Origin of the sequence: Streptomyces sp. NPDC026673, from assembly GCF_040638135.1 — a bacterium.
In the GTDB taxonomy this organism is placed as follows: domain Bacteria; phylum Actinomycetota; class Actinomycetes; order Streptomycetales; family Streptomycetaceae; genus Actinacidiphila.
The window spans coordinates 15,109-34,935 of record NZ_JBEZXR010000075.1 but is presented as its reverse complement, the minus strand read 5'-3'; the positions used below and the strand labels follow the sequence as shown (position 1 = coordinate 34,935).

13 protein-coding genes are annotated in these 19,827 nt (G+C 71.4%); 4 read left to right on the top strand and 9 right to left on the bottom strand.

The features are described from left to right. Positions 1-45: 45 nt before the first annotated feature. Positions 46-1,053, bottom strand: coding sequence for a hypothetical protein (locus AB0F62_RS34465; protein ID WP_361808680.1), 1,008 nt, complete (start codon positions 1,051-1,053; stop codon positions 46-48). Positions 1,054-1,617: 564 nt separating this feature from the next. On the opposite strand from AB0F62_RS34465, the gene AB0F62_RS34460 reads away from it, so the two are divergent. Beyond that, the gene (locus tag AB0F62_RS34460) at positions 1,618-2,676 is read left to right on the top strand and encodes a helix-turn-helix domain-containing protein (protein WP_361808677.1); all 1,059 of its coding nucleotides are present in this window, start codon (positions 1,618-1,620) and stop codon (positions 2,674-2,676) included. 384 nt (positions 2,677-3,060) lie between these two features. After that, on the top strand, positions 3,061-4,044 hold the full coding sequence (locus AB0F62_RS34455; RefSeq protein WP_361808674.1) for a helix-turn-helix domain-containing protein: 984 nt from the start codon (positions 3,061-3,063) through the stop codon (positions 4,042-4,044). A gap of 118 nt (positions 4,045-4,162) precedes the next feature. Here AB0F62_RS34455 and AB0F62_RS34450 read toward each other — a convergent pair whose 3' ends face one another. The 5 genes from AB0F62_RS34450 to AB0F62_RS34430 form a co-directional block, all read right to left on the bottom strand. Further along, entirely contained in the window at positions 4,163-5,485 is a 1,323-nt protein-coding gene (locus AB0F62_RS34450; protein WP_361808671.1) for a hypothetical protein, read from the bottom strand. A gap of 204 nt (positions 5,486-5,689) precedes the next feature. Then, the gene (locus tag AB0F62_RS34445) at positions 5,690-10,075 is read right to left on the bottom strand and encodes a Clp protease N-terminal domain-containing protein (protein ID WP_361808668.1); all 4,386 of its coding nucleotides are present in this window, start codon (positions 10,073-10,075) and stop codon (positions 5,690-5,692) included. 2 nt (positions 10,076-10,077) lie between these two features. Further along, positions 10,078-13,077: a CHAT domain-containing protein gene (locus tag AB0F62_RS34440; protein WP_361808701.1), complete on the bottom strand. Its 3,000-nt coding sequence runs from the start codon at positions 13,075-13,077 to the stop codon at positions 10,078-10,080. After that, entirely contained in the window at positions 13,067-14,119 is a 1,053-nt protein-coding gene (locus AB0F62_RS34435; protein WP_361808665.1) for a hypothetical protein, read from the bottom strand. Before AB0F62_RS34435 ends, AB0F62_RS34440 begins: the two co-directional genes overlap by 11 nt. Before the next feature lies 1 nt (position 14,120). Next, a complete protein-coding gene (locus AB0F62_RS34430; protein WP_361808662.1) occupies positions 14,121-14,879 on the bottom strand; it encodes a DUF6338 family protein in 759 nt (252 codons plus the stop codon). Between the two features lie 482 nt (positions 14,880-15,361). Between AB0F62_RS34430 and AB0F62_RS34425 the strand changes: the two genes are divergently transcribed. Beyond that, on the top strand, positions 15,362-15,571 hold the full coding sequence (locus tag AB0F62_RS34425; RefSeq protein WP_361808659.1) for a hypothetical protein: 210 nt from the start codon (positions 15,362-15,364) through the stop codon (positions 15,569-15,571). Positions 15,572-15,796: 225 nt separating this feature from the next. Here the strand turns inward: AB0F62_RS34425 and AB0F62_RS34420 are convergent, their stop codons facing one another. Further along, entirely contained in the window at positions 15,797-16,225 is a 429-nt protein-coding gene (locus AB0F62_RS34420; RefSeq protein WP_361808656.1) for a hypothetical protein, read from the bottom strand. 488 nt (positions 16,226-16,713) lie between these two features. Between AB0F62_RS34420 and AB0F62_RS34415 the strand changes: the two genes are divergently transcribed. Further along, positions 16,714-17,214, top strand: coding sequence for a hypothetical protein (locus AB0F62_RS34415; protein ID WP_361808653.1), 501 nt, complete (start codon positions 16,714-16,716; stop codon positions 17,212-17,214). 578 nt (positions 17,215-17,792) lie between these two features. On the opposite strand, the gene AB0F62_RS34410 is transcribed toward AB0F62_RS34415, so the two are convergent. Both AB0F62_RS34410 and AB0F62_RS34405 read right to left on the bottom strand, forming a co-directional pair. Beyond that, a complete protein-coding gene (locus AB0F62_RS34410) occupies positions 17,793-18,686 on the bottom strand; it encodes a helix-turn-helix domain-containing protein (RefSeq protein ID WP_361808650.1) in 894 nt (297 codons plus the stop codon). 25 nt (positions 18,687-18,711) lie between these two features. Beyond that, positions 18,712-19,605, bottom strand: coding sequence for a helix-turn-helix domain-containing protein (locus AB0F62_RS34405; RefSeq protein WP_361808647.1), 894 nt, complete (start codon positions 19,603-19,605; stop codon positions 18,712-18,714). Between the last annotated feature and the right edge of the window lie 222 nt (positions 19,606-19,827).

Here is a 19,827-nt window from a genome sequence, read left to right as displayed (position 1 = left end):
CTCGATCCATGGCCACACCGTCCACGTCCTCCTCCCCCTGACGGGTCAACAGCCTCGGTCGTAGATCGCCCGCAACCACGGTTCCCTGACGGCGGGCATCCGTGCGAGCGTGTACCGGAACGCCTCCCCCGACGGCTGGAACAGGTACCCCGGGTGCGGCGGCAGCGGGTCGTCCCGTTCCACCCCCGCCGGCAGTCCGCCGACCACCGGCAGCCGGGTCCGGTGCGGAGGGAAGGCGAGCTCGGCCCAGAGCGCGGCATCCATAGGAACCGGCACCGCTCCGGCACGCGGCCGCCACATGTCCCCGGTCTGCGGATGTACCGGCACCAGCACCAGGTCAGCTGCCGGCTCGCCGAACCCCGGCCCCGCCAAGTCCAGCCGCTTCGCACCTTCCTCGGCGGGCAGCAAAGCATCGAGCGCCCGGCCGAACAGCTCAACCAGCGGCCCGGGCGCCACCTCGACCGACGCGCCCCCGGCGGCCGCCACCACCCGGGCCAGGGCCACGCCCGCCGGGATGTCCCGGTACTCGCTCAGCCGATGCCACAACGCGCCGGTGGCCGGCAGCTCCGCCCAATCCATGATCGGCCGCTCCGGCGGGCCGGGGAGCCGTACCACCGCCTGCGGGACGAGCCGGACGACCTGCCAGCACCCGCAGTCGTCCATCCTCGTCGCGACCGGCAGATCGCAGCCCAGGCAGGCAAGGTTCGGCCCGTCCCTCCCGTCGATTCCCATGCAGTAGCCCCCGGCCCGCTCGACGATCAGCCTGGTGCCCCGCATGTCGCCGGGCGCGAGCAGCACGGTGCCGGACGCCCCGCCGGACAGCGCGCCATACGGCGCGAAGCGCCCCCGCTCCGCCGCCTCGCGCTCCCCGACCTCGTCCCACTGCCGCCACGGCGGCCCATACGGCTCAGGGTCGACAGCGTAGGACCCCGCCTCCAGCAGCGGCGGGTGCAGCGTCTCCCAATGGGCGTCGGCCAGATGGATCGGCAACGCCACCTCCGACACCGCCGCCGTCAGAACCACACCGCAGCCCGCACACCCGAACACCGCCAAGCCGTCCACTCCCGCCGTCGAAACCCCTGCATCCCACCAAGCGGGCAGCCTGGGGGGCAAGGGGTTTTCAGCCGATGCTGAAACAGCCCACCCATGGTCAGAGCGGGCTTCGACGTCCCGGACGCAACCTCAGGAAGCCGAAAGCCGCGCCAGCCTGAGTCTCCGCACGTGATACGCACCGTCGGTCAGCCGCCCGTGATCGCGGAATTCGGACGGATAGCTGCTGCGGCACAGCAGGCTTCACCCCGCTTCGCCACCGCATCCTCCTCGGATGGCGGCACGGCCGGTGTGTGCGTTCGCCGCTATCCGGCCAGGGCAAGGTTGTGCATGCGGGGAATGGCGAGCATGGTGCGATCGGCTTCATCGTCTTGGAGGCAAGATCAATTCGGGGCCCGGCGCCGGACCCTCGCACGACCTCCCGGTCGGGGCATCCGGGTTTCCCGGCAGTTTCCCGATCGCATGTCTGCGGGTGTCCCGCAGTCTCACCCGGCAGACGGTCGGTGACCGCGGCCGGGCCTTACGTTGGCAGGGAAAGGGCTTCCCGGTCCCGGCGTCGCGCGACGCGTGGACGCGTTGCGCAGGTCCCGGGAACGCAATGGCTCCCTGGCACTATGCGAGGGCATCGTGATCCAAGCATTCCGCACTGACATCAAACCGCCCGACGAGCGGACCGAGTACTGGGCAGACGCCGTGGGCCAGGCGTTCATTCAGATGGAGGTCCGTAGCCTGGGAGAGGCCGTGATCCATGGCGCCATTCGACGGGCATGCGTGGCGGGCATCCAAGCCGGTGTCATCGAGACAAGCCCGCAACGGCTGGCCCGAACCGCGCCGCTCATCGCCGCGGACGGCGACGAATCGCTGGTCGTGAGCCTGCAACGAACCGGTGCCGGCGTCGCGCATCATGACGGCCAGGAGATCCCGGTCGCCGCCGGCGAGCTCGTCATCCTCGACACCCGCAGGCCCTACGCCGTCGAGTTCACCGGCCCGGTACGACGGCACCTCGTCACAGTCCCGCGCGAGATGCTGGATCTCCCCGACTCGGCACTGCGCCTGGCCACCGGCCGGACCTACTCAACCCGCCGAGGCATCAGCGGAATCCTCGCGTCGTACGTGAACGGACTCGTCACGATGACGGACCACTGCATCTGCGCGCCGACTCCGAAGGACTTCCTCAAACGGGGCATCGTCGACGTGCTGACGGCCCTGGTAGCCCTGGAGGGCAACATCAGGGAAGCGGCCACGCCCGCCGCGGAGGCGGACCTGTTGCTACGCCTGCGCAGCTACATTCGCGCCCACCTGCAAGACCCCGCACTCTGCCCGGCCTCACTCGCCGCCGAACACCACATCTCCGTTCGCTACCTGTACCAGCTCTTCAAGGACGAGCCCATGACCGTCGGCCGTTGGATCCAGCGCCTCAGACTGGAGGCATGTCGAAGGGACCTCGTATCCCCGGAACTCGCGGGGCAGACCGTGGCGGCCATCGCACACCGCTGGGGCTTCGCCAGCCACGCGCACTTCAGCCGCACCTTCCGTTCGGTCTACGGAGTGTCTCCCATGGAGTGGCGGCAGGCCGGCGTCCTGCAGACTGATTCTCTCCAGGCCGTCGATCTCCCCCTTCAGTAACACAGCGGGTGATCAGTGCCGCCGTACCGATCCGCGCCACGCGATGCGGGCGCATGCGTGGATCCGGCAGGCTTGTCCTGCGACCTTCGCCTTGGCTGGCTCGGCGCAGCCCTGGGTGGCTTCAGTCCGCCCGCTGTTCCGGCCTGACGATCAGGGGCAGGGGCGGGCGGCAGCAGCCGTCGGCACTCAGGCGGAGCGTGCTGGTGAACCCGCCCCCGGGAGCGGCCCGGGCCCTCAACGGTGGCCCGCTGGTGTACCGCAAGGCCAGGCAGAAATTAAGATGCACAATGCAGCAAAAACTGCGAAATGGGCAACTGGCCGCAGTGCCACGGAAAATGTGCGCCCGCTACGCAGGCTCCGCGACCTGTTCGGGAGGAAGCTCACATGGCAGTTCGACTCGACGCCGCGTCGCTGGCTCCTGGTGATCGTGCGGACGCGATCCGGGATTTCTCGTGGTCCATCAACGGCCGCGTAGAGGTGGACCTTCCGCCGAATCCGCATCGCCAGCGGGCCTATGCGACCACCAACGCGCTGGGGTCGGTGAAGGTCTCGGAGATCGGCTGGAACGTGACCCGCCTCCTGTGTACCGCTGCCCCGATGAACGAGGACATGGTGCCGCACGTTCTCGTCCATCTCCAGGAGGCGGGGGTCTCCGACGTCCGCCAGGGAGGCAGGCACGCACTGAGAAGGGCCGGGGATCTCACGGTGCTCGACAATGCGAAGCCCTATGAGGTCTTCTTCCACGGCTCGACACATTCGGTTCTCGTGCGCGTTCCCACGCATGTCCTGGGGCTGCGGCCGTCCTTGCTCGACCAGGTCACAGCTGTGCGCATCGGTTCGGACTGCCCGGTCGTGGGAGCCACAGCGGCCTTCTTCACCCGACTGGCCCGTAGTCAGGCCACTGTCGACGAGGCCGGGACCGCCCTGTTCGAGGAGCCCTGTGTCGACCTGATCAGGGCTGTGCTCACCATGGCCCTGGGCCGGGACGACCTGGCCCGAGCGCCTTTGAACAGCACCCTTCTGCAGCGCGTCCAGGAATACGTCCGCCTCCATCTGGCAGAACCCGACCTGACCGCCGCACGTATCGCCGCCGAGCACCAGGTGTCCGTACGCCAGCTCTACCTGACCCTGTCCCGAGCGGGAATCACCCTCGGCGAATGGATAAGGACGCAGCGCCTCGAAGAGTGCAAGAAGGAACTGGCCTCGCCAGTGCATCAGTTCATGACGATCGAGGCCATCGCCCACCAGTGGGGGTTCGCCAGCGCGGCCCACTTCAGTCGCGTCTTCAAGACCACGTACGGTGTGAGCCCCCGCGAGTTGCGGCGGCAACACACGGCGGGGAGAGCCGACTCCCACCGGCCTGACTGATGCCGGGCCGCGTGCCGGCCTCCGTGACCCGCGGGGCTCCAACGCTCGGGACCGGTGGGCGACGACACCCGCCGGCCTCAGGGCGCAGAGAAGCCACAGGACACCGGTCTGTTCGACTTCAACATCTCCCGCTTCTGACGCGACCCGCTGACCGCAGGCGGGGGCCGTCGCCGAAGGACGCCAGCGCCGCCCGTGCCGCAGGGTAGAACTCCGCTGGGAAGCGCCGGTCGGACGACAGCGTCGCTTCGAGCAGAGGCGCCGCGGCAGAGGCCGGGGCACCGATCTGGGCGATGTAGCGGACCGCCGCGCGGCAGGGCTCGTCGGCATCACCCGACCTCAGAGCTTCCAGCGCCGCCAGCAGTACCGGAACGGCGGCCTCGGTGTCGCCGGTGATCCGCCACCAGGCATAGGCGGCCTGGACGCGGGTCCACGGGCCGGGGGACTCCAGCAACGGCCGGAGCGCGGTCACGCATCGTGTCGCCAGCGGCCCCAACTCCGCCAAACGGCCGAGGTCGGCATACCCCAAGCCCCGGGAGGCCGCCTCCTCCACGAAAGTCAGGAAGACCTCCGGTTCGCCGGTGATTCGCCAGTGAGCCCACGCCGCGTTCTGCGCGCCGTGCCATCGTCGTATGCCGTTCGGCATCAGGGTGCTGCCGTCGTGGCGCGGTGGTTGCGTGACACCACGGGCAAAGCCCTCGAGGGTGCTCGCCGTGAGCGCCGCCGCCGGGCCGATACTGCCGAGCACGTCGCAGGCCCATCGGACATTGCGGGTGGACAGTGTCGACACGAGCTCCGGAACCCCCTCGCTCACAGCGGGACCCCAAGCGGCCAGGGCCGTCAGGACCGGACGCAGTCCCTCGCTGTCGGCCGAGTCGACGAGCATGCGACGGATTCCGGGAAGCAACTCATCGGCACATCCGACCAGCGGCTGCAGGACCTGCCCGAGTGACGTCACCTGGAAGACCGGAAGCCGGCTGCTTGATGCCAGCCACCGGTGCACCGGCTCCCGAACTGCCGGATGGTCGAGACGGGCAAGAGCCAGTGCCGCCGGCCCGGCAACCCTGTCGTAAGAATCGTTGGCGGCCACGATCAGGGCGGGAACGGCCGACGTGATCTCCTGCGTGGAGTCCGACGACACCAGCCCCGCCAGCGCCATCGCCGCGTCGCCCCTGGCATGAGCATGAGGGGAGTCCAGGCAACGCACCAGGCCGGCCACCAACTCCGGCCGGGGCGCACGCCATCGCCACAGAATGTCCGACGCGATGGAAACCGCGCCCTCGACCAGGTCAGAGCGCTCGGAGCCGAAACCGCTCAGGGCAAGCTCGACACCACGATCCACGTGGTCATACACGTCCAGCCGCAGATCGCTCGGATCCACACCCGCCTCGACCAGCAATTTGCGCGCCTCAAAGCCGTGTACCGTCCCAGTCCCAAGCGTCATGGCTCGCACGCTACAGCTGCGGGACTTTCCCAGAAGACGCCGGGCGTTTCCCCCGACGCCGCCATGCTTCGTCAGGGCCTCATGGCAGCTCACCGGACCGAACCTCCCCCGGTAGGCGGCAACAAGGTTGCGACCGCAGATCAACTGCGTCGTCCAGACCTCCGAGTCTGCTGGGCGCGCGAAAGTGCGAGGCTGGGCCCCCGCTCAGGGGATCGGTCGGTGGGCCGCCTGGCTCAGCTCGGCGCACAGGTCGGCACGCCCCGGGAGGACACGGACCAGCTCGGCGAGGTCGTCGCGGAAGTCCGCGAGTCCCCAGGGATGGTGGCGGTAGTTGAGCGCCGTCCCCAGCCAGCGACGGGCCTGGCGTTCCGCGCCGAGCGCCACGTGGAAGACCGCCAGGTTGGCTGCATGGGTGAAACACCAGGGGCCGAACTCCCGGTAGAGGGACGTCTCCTGGCGGATCGCCGCGCCGATCTGCAGGCGCGCCTGTTCCGCGCGGCCGGCGACGAACAGCCCGAGGGCGTACTCGTAGCGGGTCCAGACGCAGTCGGGATCGATGGCGCTCGCCGCCGTGAGGTCCCGCACTGCCTCTTCCATGTCACCGAGCTCGCGCCGCACTTGCCCGCGGGACAGCAGTGCCGACGGGGACCCGCCCTCCCGTGGGACGGCGTCGAGGTCGGCGAGCGCCTCGGTGAAACGCCCGGCGCGGCGGAAGGCCTCGCCCCTGCGGTGCCGGGGGATGGCCCCGTGGGGGGAGAGCGCGAGAGCGCGGTCGAAGTCGGCCACGGCGTCGTCGATCCGTCCGGTCCACAGCAGATGCGCGCCTCTCGCGGACAGACGGGACGGGTCGGCGGGTGTCAGCCGGACCGCTTGGTCGTGGTCGGCCCTCCCGAGGTCGCCTCGATTGAGGCGGGCCAGCGCCCGTGCCCGCTCGTCGTGGACAGCGGCCAGTACCGGCAGTTCGGCGTCCACTACCTCGATCGTGCGGTTCGCCACGACGAGCGCCCGGTCGTGACGGCCGAGGTCTCCGAGCCGTCGCATCACGGACGCGGCCTCCGTCACCATCGGTCCGATGCGCACCGACGGCGTTGCCCTTGCCATCCGGTGCCGCTGATGGGCGGCGACCAGCAAGAGGGCGGCGGCTTCGGAGTCCGGGCCTTCGACGGCGAGGCAGCGCGCGCGCTGTCCGAGCGTCCAGCCCCGCAGGTCGGCCGCCTCGGACGCCGCCTCGGCAGCCAGGGGGGATTCGTCATCGGGCTCCTGCACCGACTCCAGCAGGGCGAGTGCCTCGTCGTGCAGCGTCAGGGCTTCCCTCCACCTCCCTGACTCCTGATGCACTACGCCTATCTTGGTGAGGGTGCGGGCCAGGTCCGCCGTCCGCTCCGCGTGCGGCCGCATGTCCAGCCGGGCCAGCGCGGCAGCCTGGCCGAGCGCGGCGGAGGCCGCCAAGCCCCGACGCCGTCGGGCGACGGCGAGCAGTACCTCGATCAGCCAGTCCACGTGGCGATGGGGGGCGTGCCGGTGGAGGAGCCGCAGGATTTCGAGGTGCTCGCCCTGCGCGTCGAGCACCTCTTCCATGCGCCGCCGGTACTCGGCCTCGTCCCCGTCGGTGGAGTGGCCCCGGGCCAGCAGACGGGTCGTCTCGCGGTCGATCGCGTTCAGGGCGCGGTCCAGGTGCCAGACCAACTCCGGGTGGAACGACTGTCCGCCGGGCCGCTTCGGAGTCTCACGGCCCGCCGCGCCATCGTCCGCCGCGTCGTACGCGATCGGCGTACCGGGCTGGGAATCGGCCTGCTCTGAGCGGGAGTTCGGGCTGGGTGCGACCTGGTCGAGGGCCCGCGCCAGATCATCGGCGGTGTATTCGGTGTGGCCGGCGGCGCGCGCCAGGGCGGCGGCGGACGCGAGCACCCGGTCGGCCCTCGGAGTCAGCGGCAGCGGAACACAGGGCTCCGGCCCCGTCCCCGCTTCAGGGGCGGGCGCAGGGGTCTGACCGCGGAACAGCCGGTCACCGGCCTGGTCCAGAGCGGTGTGGAGGTGTTCGGGACCGATGTAGGGCTGGTCCCCGGCCTCGGCGGCCGCCCGGGCGGAATCCAGGACGCCCTTCGCCCCGGCGTCGGGCGCCGGCCCGGCCCTGTCCTCCCCGGCTGCCGGAACCGGGCGCGCGGGATGCGCGGCAAAGTCACCGTCCCGGAGGATCGCCTGGACGATGTCGTCCAGGTCCGCACCCGGACGGCCACGCCTTACCGCGTCCTGGGAGGCCGCCGCCAGCACCCGGTGTACGGCCGGTGTGGACATGACGCGCAGGGGGGCCGCGCCTGCCCGTGGGGCGGGGTGGCCGGCGCTGTCCGGCTCGGGGGCATCCGCGTCCGACGGGGCGCGCTCCGGGCGGCGCGGAGGACCGGCGAGAGGCATGCCCGGCGGGCCGGCGGTGGCGTCGGTGTCGGCGGCCACGTGGCGGGTCTGGTCCCAGCCCTCCGCGGCGATCGCACGGAGCAGCAGCGCCGGGTCCAGCAGACCGCCCGGTGAGTCCGCGGCCCAGTCCACCGCCCGGGCGACGCTCCGGCGGGCCGGTGCGGTGAAATCCCCCAGCGTCGGCAGCCCGCCGATCAGGTACCCAGCCGAGTCCGGCGACAGCGTCGGGGGTTGCGAGGCTGAGGCGGTGTGCAGTCGCACGCGAACCAGGATCTCGTCGTGGTCCGCGCCGAGCGCGGTCAGGATCTGGGCGCCGACGCCCCGGCCGTCCAGCGCCAGAGCGCCGAGGACGTGGAGCGGGCGGACGCGCCTCGCGCCCAGGCTCCGGGCATGACCGGCGGCCAGGGCGAGCACGGTTGTCGCCCGCTCGGTGAGCGAGAGGTCCGCGCGGCGTTCCGGGTCGGGCCCCAGCAGCGCCGTGACACATCGAAGTACGGCCGGCCGGGTGATGTCCAGCAGCCCCAACAGCCCGCCACAGTAGGTGTCCTCGCACACGGCCAGGAGGAGGTGCTCGCTTCCCACTCGCCCGTGCCCGAGCCGGTGGGCCTCGGCCGCCGCGGTCAGCGCCGTCCAGCAGTCGCCCCCAGGCCGCCCGGCCGCCGGAGCCCACCAGGAAGGACGTGCCAAGGCCCCGGGCAGCGGCCGCTCGCCCTGTGGGATCTCCGCGGTCATGTCCTTGAAGGGGCCCGGTACGACCGGCGGGAGCCTCAGGGCCTCCGGTGGGTTCCTTTCGGCCTCGGCGGACCCTTCGCCGGGCGCGCGCCGAGCCACTCCTACGGCCCGGGTACCCAGGTCGTTCGCAGTCCGCCGGCCGTCGAGCAACGGCTCCCCGCCGAGCAGCGACTCCAGGTCGGCGATCGTCCCGCGGGCACGGTCGTACATCGCCCGGAACGTCTCCGGGTCTGACGCGCTCAGCCGGGAGAACACCTCGTGCGCCTCCCGGGCCGCAGCGCGCAAGCGGGCGGTGTCCGAACGCTCCGCCCACCACACCGGCCGCGGCAGTGCTCGAACGTCCACGCCGCCACCCGGATCCGGTTCCGCGTCGGCGCCGGCCGTGGCGAGAGCCCGGATACCGTGCACGCCTTCGTGGAGGGCAGCCCAGCGGCGCTGCGCCGCGTGGTCCGCGAACAGGAAGAGGGAGTCGGCCGGGGGCTCACCGGGGACGGTCCACACTCCCCTCCCCGTCCGGGCCAGTTCGGCGAGGTAGCTACGGGAAGCGGACAGCCGTGCCGCTGTCTCGGCGTCACCTCGGTTCGCCGCCGAGGTCGCGGCGAGGCCGAAGACGAGGGGCGCGTCGCTGTCGGAGCAGTCATCGCCCATGGCGGCACGGCAGTGGGCCTCCTCGCAGAGCGCCTCCGCCCAGTCCGCCGCGGCGTACCGCATGCGCCGGTCGGCCTCGGGATGCCGGTTGACGACGGCCAGGATGCCCTTGGCGGCGACCCAATCGGTGACGCCCGTGAACCGGCCGGCCATGTCGAAAGCCTCGCAAGCGGGTTCCAGCCGCTCGTGCCGCAGGAACGTGCGCCCGAGTGAGATGAGGAGGGAAGTCATCACGCCGGGCTGGGAAGGGTTGAGCCGATGCCTGCTCAGCATCGAGGTGAGGCAGGTGGTGGCGCGGTCCAGGTCCTCGAAGGGCGCCTCCAGCACCAGATGGACTTCGGCCGCGGACAGGCGTACCAGCCAGTCCACCGTCTTGTCGCGCTGCACGGTGCTCTGCGCGCGGCGCAGCGCCCCTGCCGCCGCTTCCGTCCGGCCCAAGGCCAGCAGGGCGCGGGCCAGCAGGGCCAGTGCCCGGGCGGTCAGTGCGGCGTCCGCGCCGATGGGTCGCTCACCGGCGCCGCGCACGGCCGCGGACGCCAGGTCGCGGGCGATCTGCGGGCAGCGCGCGGCCAGTGCCGCCTCCGCCGCTCGCGCGTGCAGCACGCGGTCGCAGAAGCCGGACCTCGGGTGGTCGGCGAGCGCGCGCAGGTACGCGTCGAGCGCCTGCGCGGCCTGTCCCGTCGTGAGTGCCGCGTCGGCGGCGCCGACCGCGTCACCCGCTCGGTGCGTGCAGCGCAGCCGCGGCGTGAGGGCCACGGTCGGGCCCGACGGGCGCCGCTGGACGAAGTCCGTCGCCATCGTCAGACCCCCACTCCCACGTAGACGAACGCCTGCCAGAGGAACGGCCGGCCCCGGCCAGTGCGGCGCCACCGCTCCAGTTCGGCGAGCTGGACCTCGCGCAGCGCGTCGGCGGGGTTCTCGCCGTCCACGAGCCGTTCGGCGAGACGGTGGGCGATGTCCTTGAGTTGCCGTACCGGATACACCGGGAAGAGTGTGCAGATGGCGTGTTCGGTGCCCGCCAGCATCAATGCCGAGCCGAAGCCGAGCCACTCACTGGTCGGGGTGCGGACCGTGCCGGCGGCCACGGTGTCGTGCCCGAGGCTGGCGCACCCGACGGCGAGGACCCGCTCGGGAAGCGGGAACGGGTTCTCCTGGCCGTCCCGGTCCGCGGCGGCGAGCATCTCGGCGATGGACAGATGGCCGTGGCCGTCGCCCTCCGGCGCCAGTCGCAGACCGCTGCGGGTCGGGTTCCCGCCGGCGTCCACGTGCCCCGCGAGGTAGAGGAGCCAGTGCCGGTCGTCGTCGAGCGCGCGCAGGGCCTCCGACAGCCGCTTCTTCGGCAGCGGGCCGCCGAGGGACCGGCGGGCGGTCGGCGGGCACTCCAGGCGGGCGGCGGCATCCTGGTCGCCGTCCGGGGCGATCACCGCGAGGCGCAGATCGTACGGCCCCGTCGGCCCGGAGGGCCGCGACCGGCGCTGTCCGACCACCGACCAGGCCGGGACGTGCAGCACGCGGGCCACGTCCACCACCCGGCGGTCCGTGCCGGGCTCCAAGGGCAGGGCGGGCACCGGCAGATGGGCCAGAGCCGCGGGCAGCGAGACGACCAGCGACGACACTTCGCCGGACGTGGCGCGCAGCCCGGCCACGAGCGGGGGCGGCAGGAAGGCATCGGCGGCCGCGCCGAGCAGCGCGCGCTCCTTCCCGCCGTCCGGTCCGGCCCCCCGTCCGAGGGGACCCCGGTCCGCGCGCGCTCCGGCCGACGCCGAATCCTCGCCCGGGAGCGGCAACGGCAGCGCCTCGCGCAGCGCCCCGTCGGCGAGGGCGGCGGCACTGTGCTCACCGAAATCGCAACTCCCCTGGAACCAGCGGCCGTCGGGATCGCGGACGACCCAGTGGTAGCGGTCGAGCACGGCCGCCGCACTCCAGTACCAGCAGCGGCCGGCCAGCGCGCACAGCTCCAGGTCGAGATCGATCACGTCGGGCCGGTCCGTTCCGGTGGGCAGCCGCCGTCGCCCCGCAACCCTCACCGGCGGCGGCCTGCGGACCGGATCGAGGCCCGCCGGCCCGGCCGGCGCCCCCGCCCCCGCCAAGTCCTCTCCGGCCAGAGGCCCTCGGGGAGCGGAGTCCGCGCGGGCGGCCGTCCCGGCGGCCGTGGCCGAGGCGGTCATCGCGTCGAGAGCGAGGTGCGCCTCCAGTTCCGCGCGGCCGATCCGGTCGGGCAGTACCTCGCCTCGCACGGTCTCGACGACCTCGGCGACCAGGACCGCGTCCTGCGAGCGCTCCGCCAGGCGCAACACGGTGGCATAGGCGTTGAGCTGCATGCGTTCCCACTGCTTGCGGCCACGCGCCGAGGGGATCAGGTAACGGGCGTCGTGTACGGCCGCGAGAGCATACGCGGCCTGGGCCAGCGCGAGATCGTGACGGCCGTCGAACTCGTCGGCCCGGGCCAGCAGCAGACGCGCGGCGACGGCGGCGATCGGCCTGCGGCCGGCATCGACGATCGCCAGCGCGGCCTGCGCGTCCTTGCGCGCCTGGTCGCGTGTGTCCGCCACCTCGACCAGGACGGACGCCCGCAGCAGCCGTTCGTTCGCCGCCTGGTCCGGGGTGATGTGCCACGGGGTGCGGGCGTCGTCGTCCCCCTCGACCACGGACGGCAGGATCAGTGCCGCACCGGCGCGGTTGTCCACCTCCCTCAGCATCAACTGGACGACACATATCTCCGTGAGCCGCAACAGGTTCTGATCGCCGGCGCGCATGGCCGCCCGTCGCAGACGGTGGATCTCCCGCAGGGAGGACTCGACGGGTTCGACGGCCAGTTCCTCGGCCACACGCGCGACCCGCAGTTCGCGTGCGTAGCGGCGGCACCGCCGACCCCGGAGCAGAAGCATCGCCTCGTCGCGGACAGCCGCCGCGTCGTCGAGACGGCCGCTGGCGAGGAGGACCTGGGACAGTTGGGCGCGGCACCAACCGCGGACACCGGGCGGAGACGTCCGCGCGGCATCCACAGCAGCGCCCGCCCGGGCGAGCGCATCCGCCAACTCGCCCCGCTGCAGGGCGACCAGGGCCCGTGCCATGTCGAGGACGGGCCGGCTGCGGCGCGGGACCTCCCCGCAGCGCGCCAGGAACGGTTCGGCGGTCTCCGCCTGTCCCCCGGCCGCCAGGTCGACCGCCGTGGCGAACAGGGTCCACCTCCCGCGCGCCCTGAGCATCAGCCGGTCCCCCCACGGCAGGAAGGCGAACGCCGGACCGCGGGCCCACCACGCCGTTCCCGTCACGCTCCACAGCAGGTCGGTCACCACATGGGCGTACCAGGAGGTCATCGTGGCCAGCGGGGGGAACCACCAGGTGTGCCACCCGGCCACGACGGCGCCAAGGGCCAGCAGGGTGCACGCCAGGGTGTGCCAGCGGGCCAGCAGCGCCGCACCCATGCACAGCAGGATCTGCGTAAAGGGCAGACCGAGCAGGGCTCCGGAAGCGCCGACGAGTCCGGGCAGGAGCAGTCTCAACGCCAGCGGGCGCAGCACGATCTGCCGAAAGAGCAGCCGCCCGCTGTCGACGTCCCAGGTGCCAAGGCGGCGCCGTCCCGTTCCCGCACGCCGAAACGCACGGTTGTCGCGAACGGCCCGCCCGAGGACGAGCAGTCCGTCGCGGCGGCCCAGGCGGCGGGCCGCGATCAGGAAGTCGGCCGGAGCGGCCAGATCGGCCGCCTCCAGGTCACGGGGACCACCGCGCTCGGCCAGCCAGCGCCGCGCGGACTCCGCGTCCCGAAACGCCGGATCCGATGCCAGGTCAGCTCTCATCGTCACCGACCAGCCTCGCCTCGACCATGCTGCGCAGCTCGCGCCAGTACGAGAGCCGGAAGTAGCGCAGCGGAAGCTCCGGGCGGCCGAGGTCGACCCGCTTCATCCATAGCTCGTCCCGCACCACAAGAACCTCGATGAGCGAGGCGCCGAACACGAGCCAGGACAGCGGCGCCGGCGTCAGCCACAGCCCGACGGTCCGCGCCGCCACCCAGAAAGCCCACGGCACGAGGGACAGCTGGAGCGAGACGAGGGGAACGCAGGCGAGAAACACCCAGTCACCCTTCTCCATGCCCTCGTCGACGAGGAGAAGCACCGTCAACAGCGTGATCAGGCCGTGCGCCGTGTGGCCCAGAACCCACGAGCGCACCCGGACGACTCCCAGCCGGGTGTTCATCCGGCCGCTCTCCGGCAACTGGCCACTCATCAACCGCGACACTGAGGCCGAACGCCGACCCGTGGTACGGGTCGCGAGGTCGCCCGGCTGGGGGGCCGCGGGCACCGACAGGACCGTGCCGTCACCCTCCGAGCGGGGACCGACCGCGAAGGCCGCGTCCGCCCCACGCACGTCCCCCCGGCACCGCGCCCCGGCAGCAAGGACAGCGTCGGAGCTCAGTCCGGCCTCGCGCAAGAAGACGCCCTCGGCAGCGGTGGACCGGGACAACGCCGCGAGCAGATGAAGTGTGGTCGCCCGCCGGTCCCCCGTGACGGCCGTCCAGGAACCGAGGCCGCGCAGCACCTCGTGGACGGCGGCATCAGGTGGCGGAGGCTCCGCCGCACGGCTCCTGACCACGACGGGCCCGTCCGTCCCCCAGAGCCGCTCGCGGCCCAGCTCACCTGGTTGACGTCCCCGGGCCCGCAACGCCACGCCCGCGTGCGAGGCGGGGTCCTCGGCCACGCATAACAACGCGTCCAGCACATGCCCCGTCGTGACATGCGCGCGGCCTTGCCGGGCGGCCAGTGCCTGCGCCCGCGCGAGGGTCTCCGCCACAGCCGCGCTCACCCGGCACCCTCCCCACAGCTCACCGAGCACGGTGTCCATGTCACGGCCCTCCCGTGGAGCCACCGGCGGCGCCCGTCGGCGCGACGGTCGTCGCCGCCCCCTGCGCCGGAACGGGAGGGGAGCCGCCGTCGCCCGGCAGATAGCTGACGGTCACGAAGGCGAGCTGGCGCGCGCTGATGACCACCGCGTTGACCAGGGGCAGCACTGCCGCGGTGCTGTCTCCCGGCGCGCGGTAGGTGATGTCACCGCGCAGGGTGAGCTCACGGTCACCGCTCTCGACCGGGGAGCGGCTGAAACTGTGGAGCCGTCCGGCGAGGTAACCGCCGTCCGTCAGGACACATCCCAGATGGACGGCCGCGTCAGGATGCTCGTGGAACAGAAGCCACCAGGCGGACTTCGGCTCCAGGCGCCGGGAGCGGCTCTGCCAGCGGGACGCCAGCGAGCGGGGCAGGCAGCGCACCCACCACCGCGCACCGAGCCCGTAGGCGACGGCTGTTGCGGTCACGAGTGCCGCTGCGGCCCACGGCACCAACTCGGAGAAGTGGCGCAGGCTGTACGGGCCAGGTCGGTCCAGGAGGGCCGACAGGTCAGGTCCGTACCACAACCCGTACGCAGTGCCGCCCATGAGCAGGGCGACCACTGCGACGTCGATGGCCACGCTCACGAACAGGATCGAGAGCACCTCCTGGAACGCGGTGTGGACGCGCTCGGGCACGTGGCGGTCGACGGCGCGGTGGTAGACGTAACCGGGCAGCGCCAAGACGACGAGAAGAACCAGACCGGCCACGTTCGTCGGCACGCCGTCCTCCCCCTCCCCCGAGAGCGAAACAGCACCCTGAAGCGCTCAGTTCACCAAGTGTCCCGATGTTACAGTGCCGTTGAATGGCATCTGCGGCATTTCGACACAATGGAGGCCTAGGTGGGAGACAGTCGGGGCGGCAGGTCCGTGGAAGGGCATCGGGCGGCCGGAAGGCGCTCGGACGAGGCTCTTTCCACGGCCGACGAGGTCGACGACCCAGCCGAGAACATCGCCGACGATGACGAACTGGGACCTCCCCTGGGGCAGGCTCTGGGCCCAGGCAACCAGAAGCCGCCGCGGGCGCCCGCCCCACCCCCACCGCCACCACCGAGCCCCCGCTGACCGTGCCCCTGTCCGCGCACACCACGGGCTCCGGGTGCCACCGTGAATGTGGCTTCTCGGAGGGTGCGTGGTTCGCGCTGGAGGCTGAGGGAGTGGCCCATGCGCGGCCGCCCCGATGGGAGGTCGGGGATGAGTGGTACGTGACGGCCAGGCCGGCGATGGACGGCCTTCGGATAGCCGAGAAAGGCGTCGAGCTGCTGTGTGCCCCCGGCCTTCACGCGCCGACGACCGCCTATGCCCGTGCCCTCAATCAGGCAGTGTGGCAGGAGCGTGACGCGGTGAGTCTGGCCGAGCGCCTGGAACCCTTCAAGGCAGAGTTTCTTGCGGCCGCACGCAGCAGCCTGACCTGACGTCACGGCCATCCGTTGGTGGCCGGAACAAGAATGGTCGCCTCGTATCGGCCCCCCCCTTGTCCTACCCCGTGGCCACAGCGCGGCGCCTGTTGCGACGGTTGATCCCGCACTCCACCGCGTGCCGGGCCCGGTGATCCTCCGCGTCGGGCTGGGCGTCCGGCCGCCGCTCCCAGGGGTGGGGGCGGCGGCCGTGTACGCGCTTCGCCGGCGCGGTTCGGGGTGTCAGCAGGTGATGCTCTTGACGGTGACATCCTGGGCGTCGTTGATCTTGATCCACATGCTGCCGAGTCCGCGCCGGTCGTAGGTGGTGGTCATTCCCTGAGGGGCTGTGCCGACCACCTTCGTGACGCATCCCTTGTAGGCCCGGAAGGCGTCGGTGTCCTCGAAGCCGGAGTAGTCGTCCGAGTCACGCCCGTTCGCGAGCTCCATCTCCGGGTTGCACGGCAGTTCGTCCGCGTAGTACCTGCTTCCGTAGCTGTCGCTCCAGCAGCCGGCGATCCTGATCTGGTGACCGCCGGAACGGTTGTAGACGTCGCCGCAGACGGCGTACCAGGGACAATCGGATCCGGCGTACGCGGGCGCGGCGGGTACGAGAGTTCCTGCGGCGACGGCAGCGGCCACAAGGAATCGGCTTACGGAACGGTTGATCACGGTGACTCTCCCCCTGATGTCACGGCAGACCGCGGCCCGGCCGGCCGCGGCGGCCATGCTGACAACATGTCGGGTCCGTCGTCAATGGGTTCGACCAGGACAGCGATCGGCGGGGACCTGCTACGGCAGACCACCCGGCCGGGGCGGCAGTGGTTCTGCGCGATGACCTCGGGCCGGAAGGTGTGTGCCCTGTCGGGGACGTCGAGGTTGGCTGCAGGCGGGCGGGAACCCACCTAGAGCGTTGGACTTTCGTGACTGACGGTGCCCCGGATGGGGGGCGTCGCTGCCCTGCTGCCACACTGCGAAGCACCAGGTCCGGGTGGGGCCGCACTGAAAGAGGAGCCGCGTTGAGATCTGTCCCCCTGGCGGCTCTTGCTCTGATGGTTGTATTACTCCCAGCCTGCACTGCCGGGGAGCAGCCGCCACCTCGAGTGAATTCGGAGCAGGCGCCTTCCCGGCATCCGGTCGTGACGCCCGGCCGATGTGCGGTGGGCACGTTCACCTGGGAGCACGTCACGTTCGAGCCGTTCTTGGCGGCCGTGTCTGACGCTGAAGCGCTTGAGATCCCCGCGCGGGGATCAGCGGAGCTCCGTCTTGAAGCGAGAATGGTTCATCCGCTGCTGGCCAGCATCTCGCCGGCGGCCGTCAAGGCCGGTGTGAGCCCCGCGGATGCCATCGCGTCACTGGAAGCCAAGACGGACGAGCCTTTGGGCAGGATCGGGACTCGTCTTACGCTCCCGAAGGACCGGGAGCACCTCACGTCGGAGCTCGTCAACGACGACGACGATCCGGATCGAGGGCGATTCCTCTACGCGGTGTCGGCGAAACGTGTAAAGGCGAGCTTCTCCGTCGTGTGTACGGAAGGGCGGGTGCAGGGACAGGTGACCACCTGGTCGAAGTACCTCGGCTCGGACTCCATCCGCTGCGGCATCGACGAAGCCTTGTCGAAGACCAGCAAAGAGGCCGAACAGCGGTCCTGCACTACATGACCGAAGCATGCATCGTTGCGAAGCGGCCTCCACGGGACAGGGGTCCCGCCACCCCGGTCGCTCCGGCGGGAACGGTTCTCCTCGAACCTCTGACGCCAGGCCGGAGGCAGCCACGCACCCGTACCGGCGCCCGGTCCGGTCGCGGCTCGCTCGCCCGTCCCAGCAGCCCTGCGGCCGTGCCGGGAAGCGACGAGGGAGGCGCCTCACCCCATACGGCTCACCCGGCATGATCGCCGCCGTTGGGGACAGCAACCCACATCTGTAACCGAATTGCCCGTCCGTCCGCGCTCCTCCCCCGGTCTCCGGCCACTGGGGGCGGTTCGACCCTCAGGGCAGCCCGTAGCTCCTGCCGGACGCCCGGGCCTGGCCGCTGGACGACTTGAACGAGCCCGCAAGACCACCGCGCCGAGACTCTGCGATCCGCCTCGTCCACAGGCCCCGCGGTGGCTCACGTCCCGTGGCTGCCCCCTACCCCGGCATCACCCCGGCGCCCTCCAGTGCGCAACCGTCACCGTCCGCGCCTGGAAGAAGGTGCCGGGCAACGCGGATGCGTGCCACGCCGCCCCGCATGACGCCGATCAACTGGGGACGTGCACAGACGACGTGTGGGGAGACGTGTCCGCTGCCTGGTCGGTTGCGGCTGCGGCTGCCGCCAGACGTCGGAGCCCCTTCTCCGAAGGGCTGCCCGACTGCGCCGTCCAGATGACGACGTGCTGTTGGGGAGCGGTCGAGCTGGTCAGGGTGTCCCAGTCGAGGAGGAGGGTACCGGCGACCGGATGGTGGAAGACCTTGGTGCCGGTGCCCTGGACTGCGACCTCACGCGTCTGCCACCAGCCTTGGAACTCGGCGTGATGCGCCATCCGTTCCAGGAGGCGCAGGAGGCGGGGGTCGTCCGGGCGGCGGGCGGTGTGCATGCGCAGGTAGGACACGCATGCATGCGCACCGGTCTCCCAGTCGTCGTACAGGGCACGCAGGCCGGGGTCGTTGAACAGCAGCCAGACGTAGTTGCGGTTCTCTTCGGGCACTCGTGCGAAGTCGACGATAAGGGCTGCGGCAAGCCGATTCCAGGCCAGGACGTCCATGGTGTCGGACAGGACCACGGCGGGTGATTCGGTCAGTTGGTCGAGGAGCCTGCGGGTGTGCGGGGTGACGGCCCGGCCCGGTCGGGCCGGCGCTTCGGCCGGTGGACGGCCGGCGAGCTCGAACAGGTAGGTGCGCTGGTCGTCGGTGAGGCGCAGGGCCCGCACGATCGCCTCCAGGACGGGGACGGATGCCTGCATGCGGCCCTGTTCGACGCGGGTGTAGTAGTCGATGCTGATGGCGGCCAGCTGGGCGACCTCCTCGCGGCGCAGGCCCGTCACCCTGCGCTGGCGGCCGGTGTCGGGCAGCCCTACCTGCGGGGGATCCAGCTCGGCCCGGCGCGCCTTGAGGAATGTGCCCAGTTCTCTCAAGCCTGCGTTGCCGCTGCTCATGGTTCCAGTGTGGCAGCGGCTCGGGTCAGCCGGGCAGCGCGCGGTCGGTGTCGGTTCTGATGCCGGCGGGGGCCGTCGTCGTGGCGTCCGTCCAGGAGGCGAGGATGCGCAGGGCCTCGTGGGAGGGGGAGCCGGGTTCGGCGGACCAGACCACGAGCTGCTGGTCGGTGTCGGTGGTGGAGGCGAGGGTGTCCCAGTCGAGGGTCAGCTCGCCGACGACGGGGTGCCTGAGTGTCTTCGTGCCGACTCCGCGTACCGCGACGTGGTGGGCAGCCCACCACCGGCGGAAATCAGCGTCCCGGACCGAGAGCTCGCCGACGAGTGCGGTGAGGCGCGGATTGTCCGGGTCGCGGGCCGCCTCCATGCGCAGCTGGGCCACACAGGTGTGGGCGACGTCCCTCCAGCCGGCATAAAGCTCCCGCATATCCGGGTCGGTGAAAACCAGGCGTATATAATTCCGGTACGCGTCCGGAATTCTTGAGAAATCGGTGACGAGAGCTGCCGCGAGTGGATTCCACGCGAGGATGTCCATGCGCCGGCCGAGAATGATTCCCGGAACCGTGACCAGGTCGTCGAGCAGACGCCGCAGCCGGGGCTGTGCTTTCTGGGCGGCGCGGCGTGCCGGCCGGTCCGAGAGGCGTCCGGCGAGCCGGAACATGTAGGTGCGCTGGTCGTCGTCCAGGTGCAGGACGCGTGCCAATGTGTTCAGCACCGGCGCCGATGCCTGCATGCGGCCCTGTTCCAGGCGGGTGTAGTAGTCCGTGCTGATCGCGGCCAGGGCGGCGACCTCCTCGCGGCGCAGCCCCGGGACACGGCGGTGGCCTCCGTTCTCGGGCAGGCCGACGGTTCGCGGGCTCAGGTCGGCCCGGCGTGCCTTCAAGAAGTCCCCCAGTTCATCGGGGTGCGCACCACTGCTCATGGTCTCCAGTGTTACCCGGCGTGCGACCGCGGTGGCAGGGATATTTTTGTCCCTGGATGGATTCCTCCCCGGATGAAAGCCTCCTCTGGTGGCGGCGTGCGGCACGTGCGAGTGTCGTCCTGTGGCCGATGGATGAGCGACGGAGAGGCGAATATTCGCCGATGTCCGGGAATTCGGAGCCGGGATATCTCGTATCCGGCGAAATCGAGTAGGCGCCCTGGT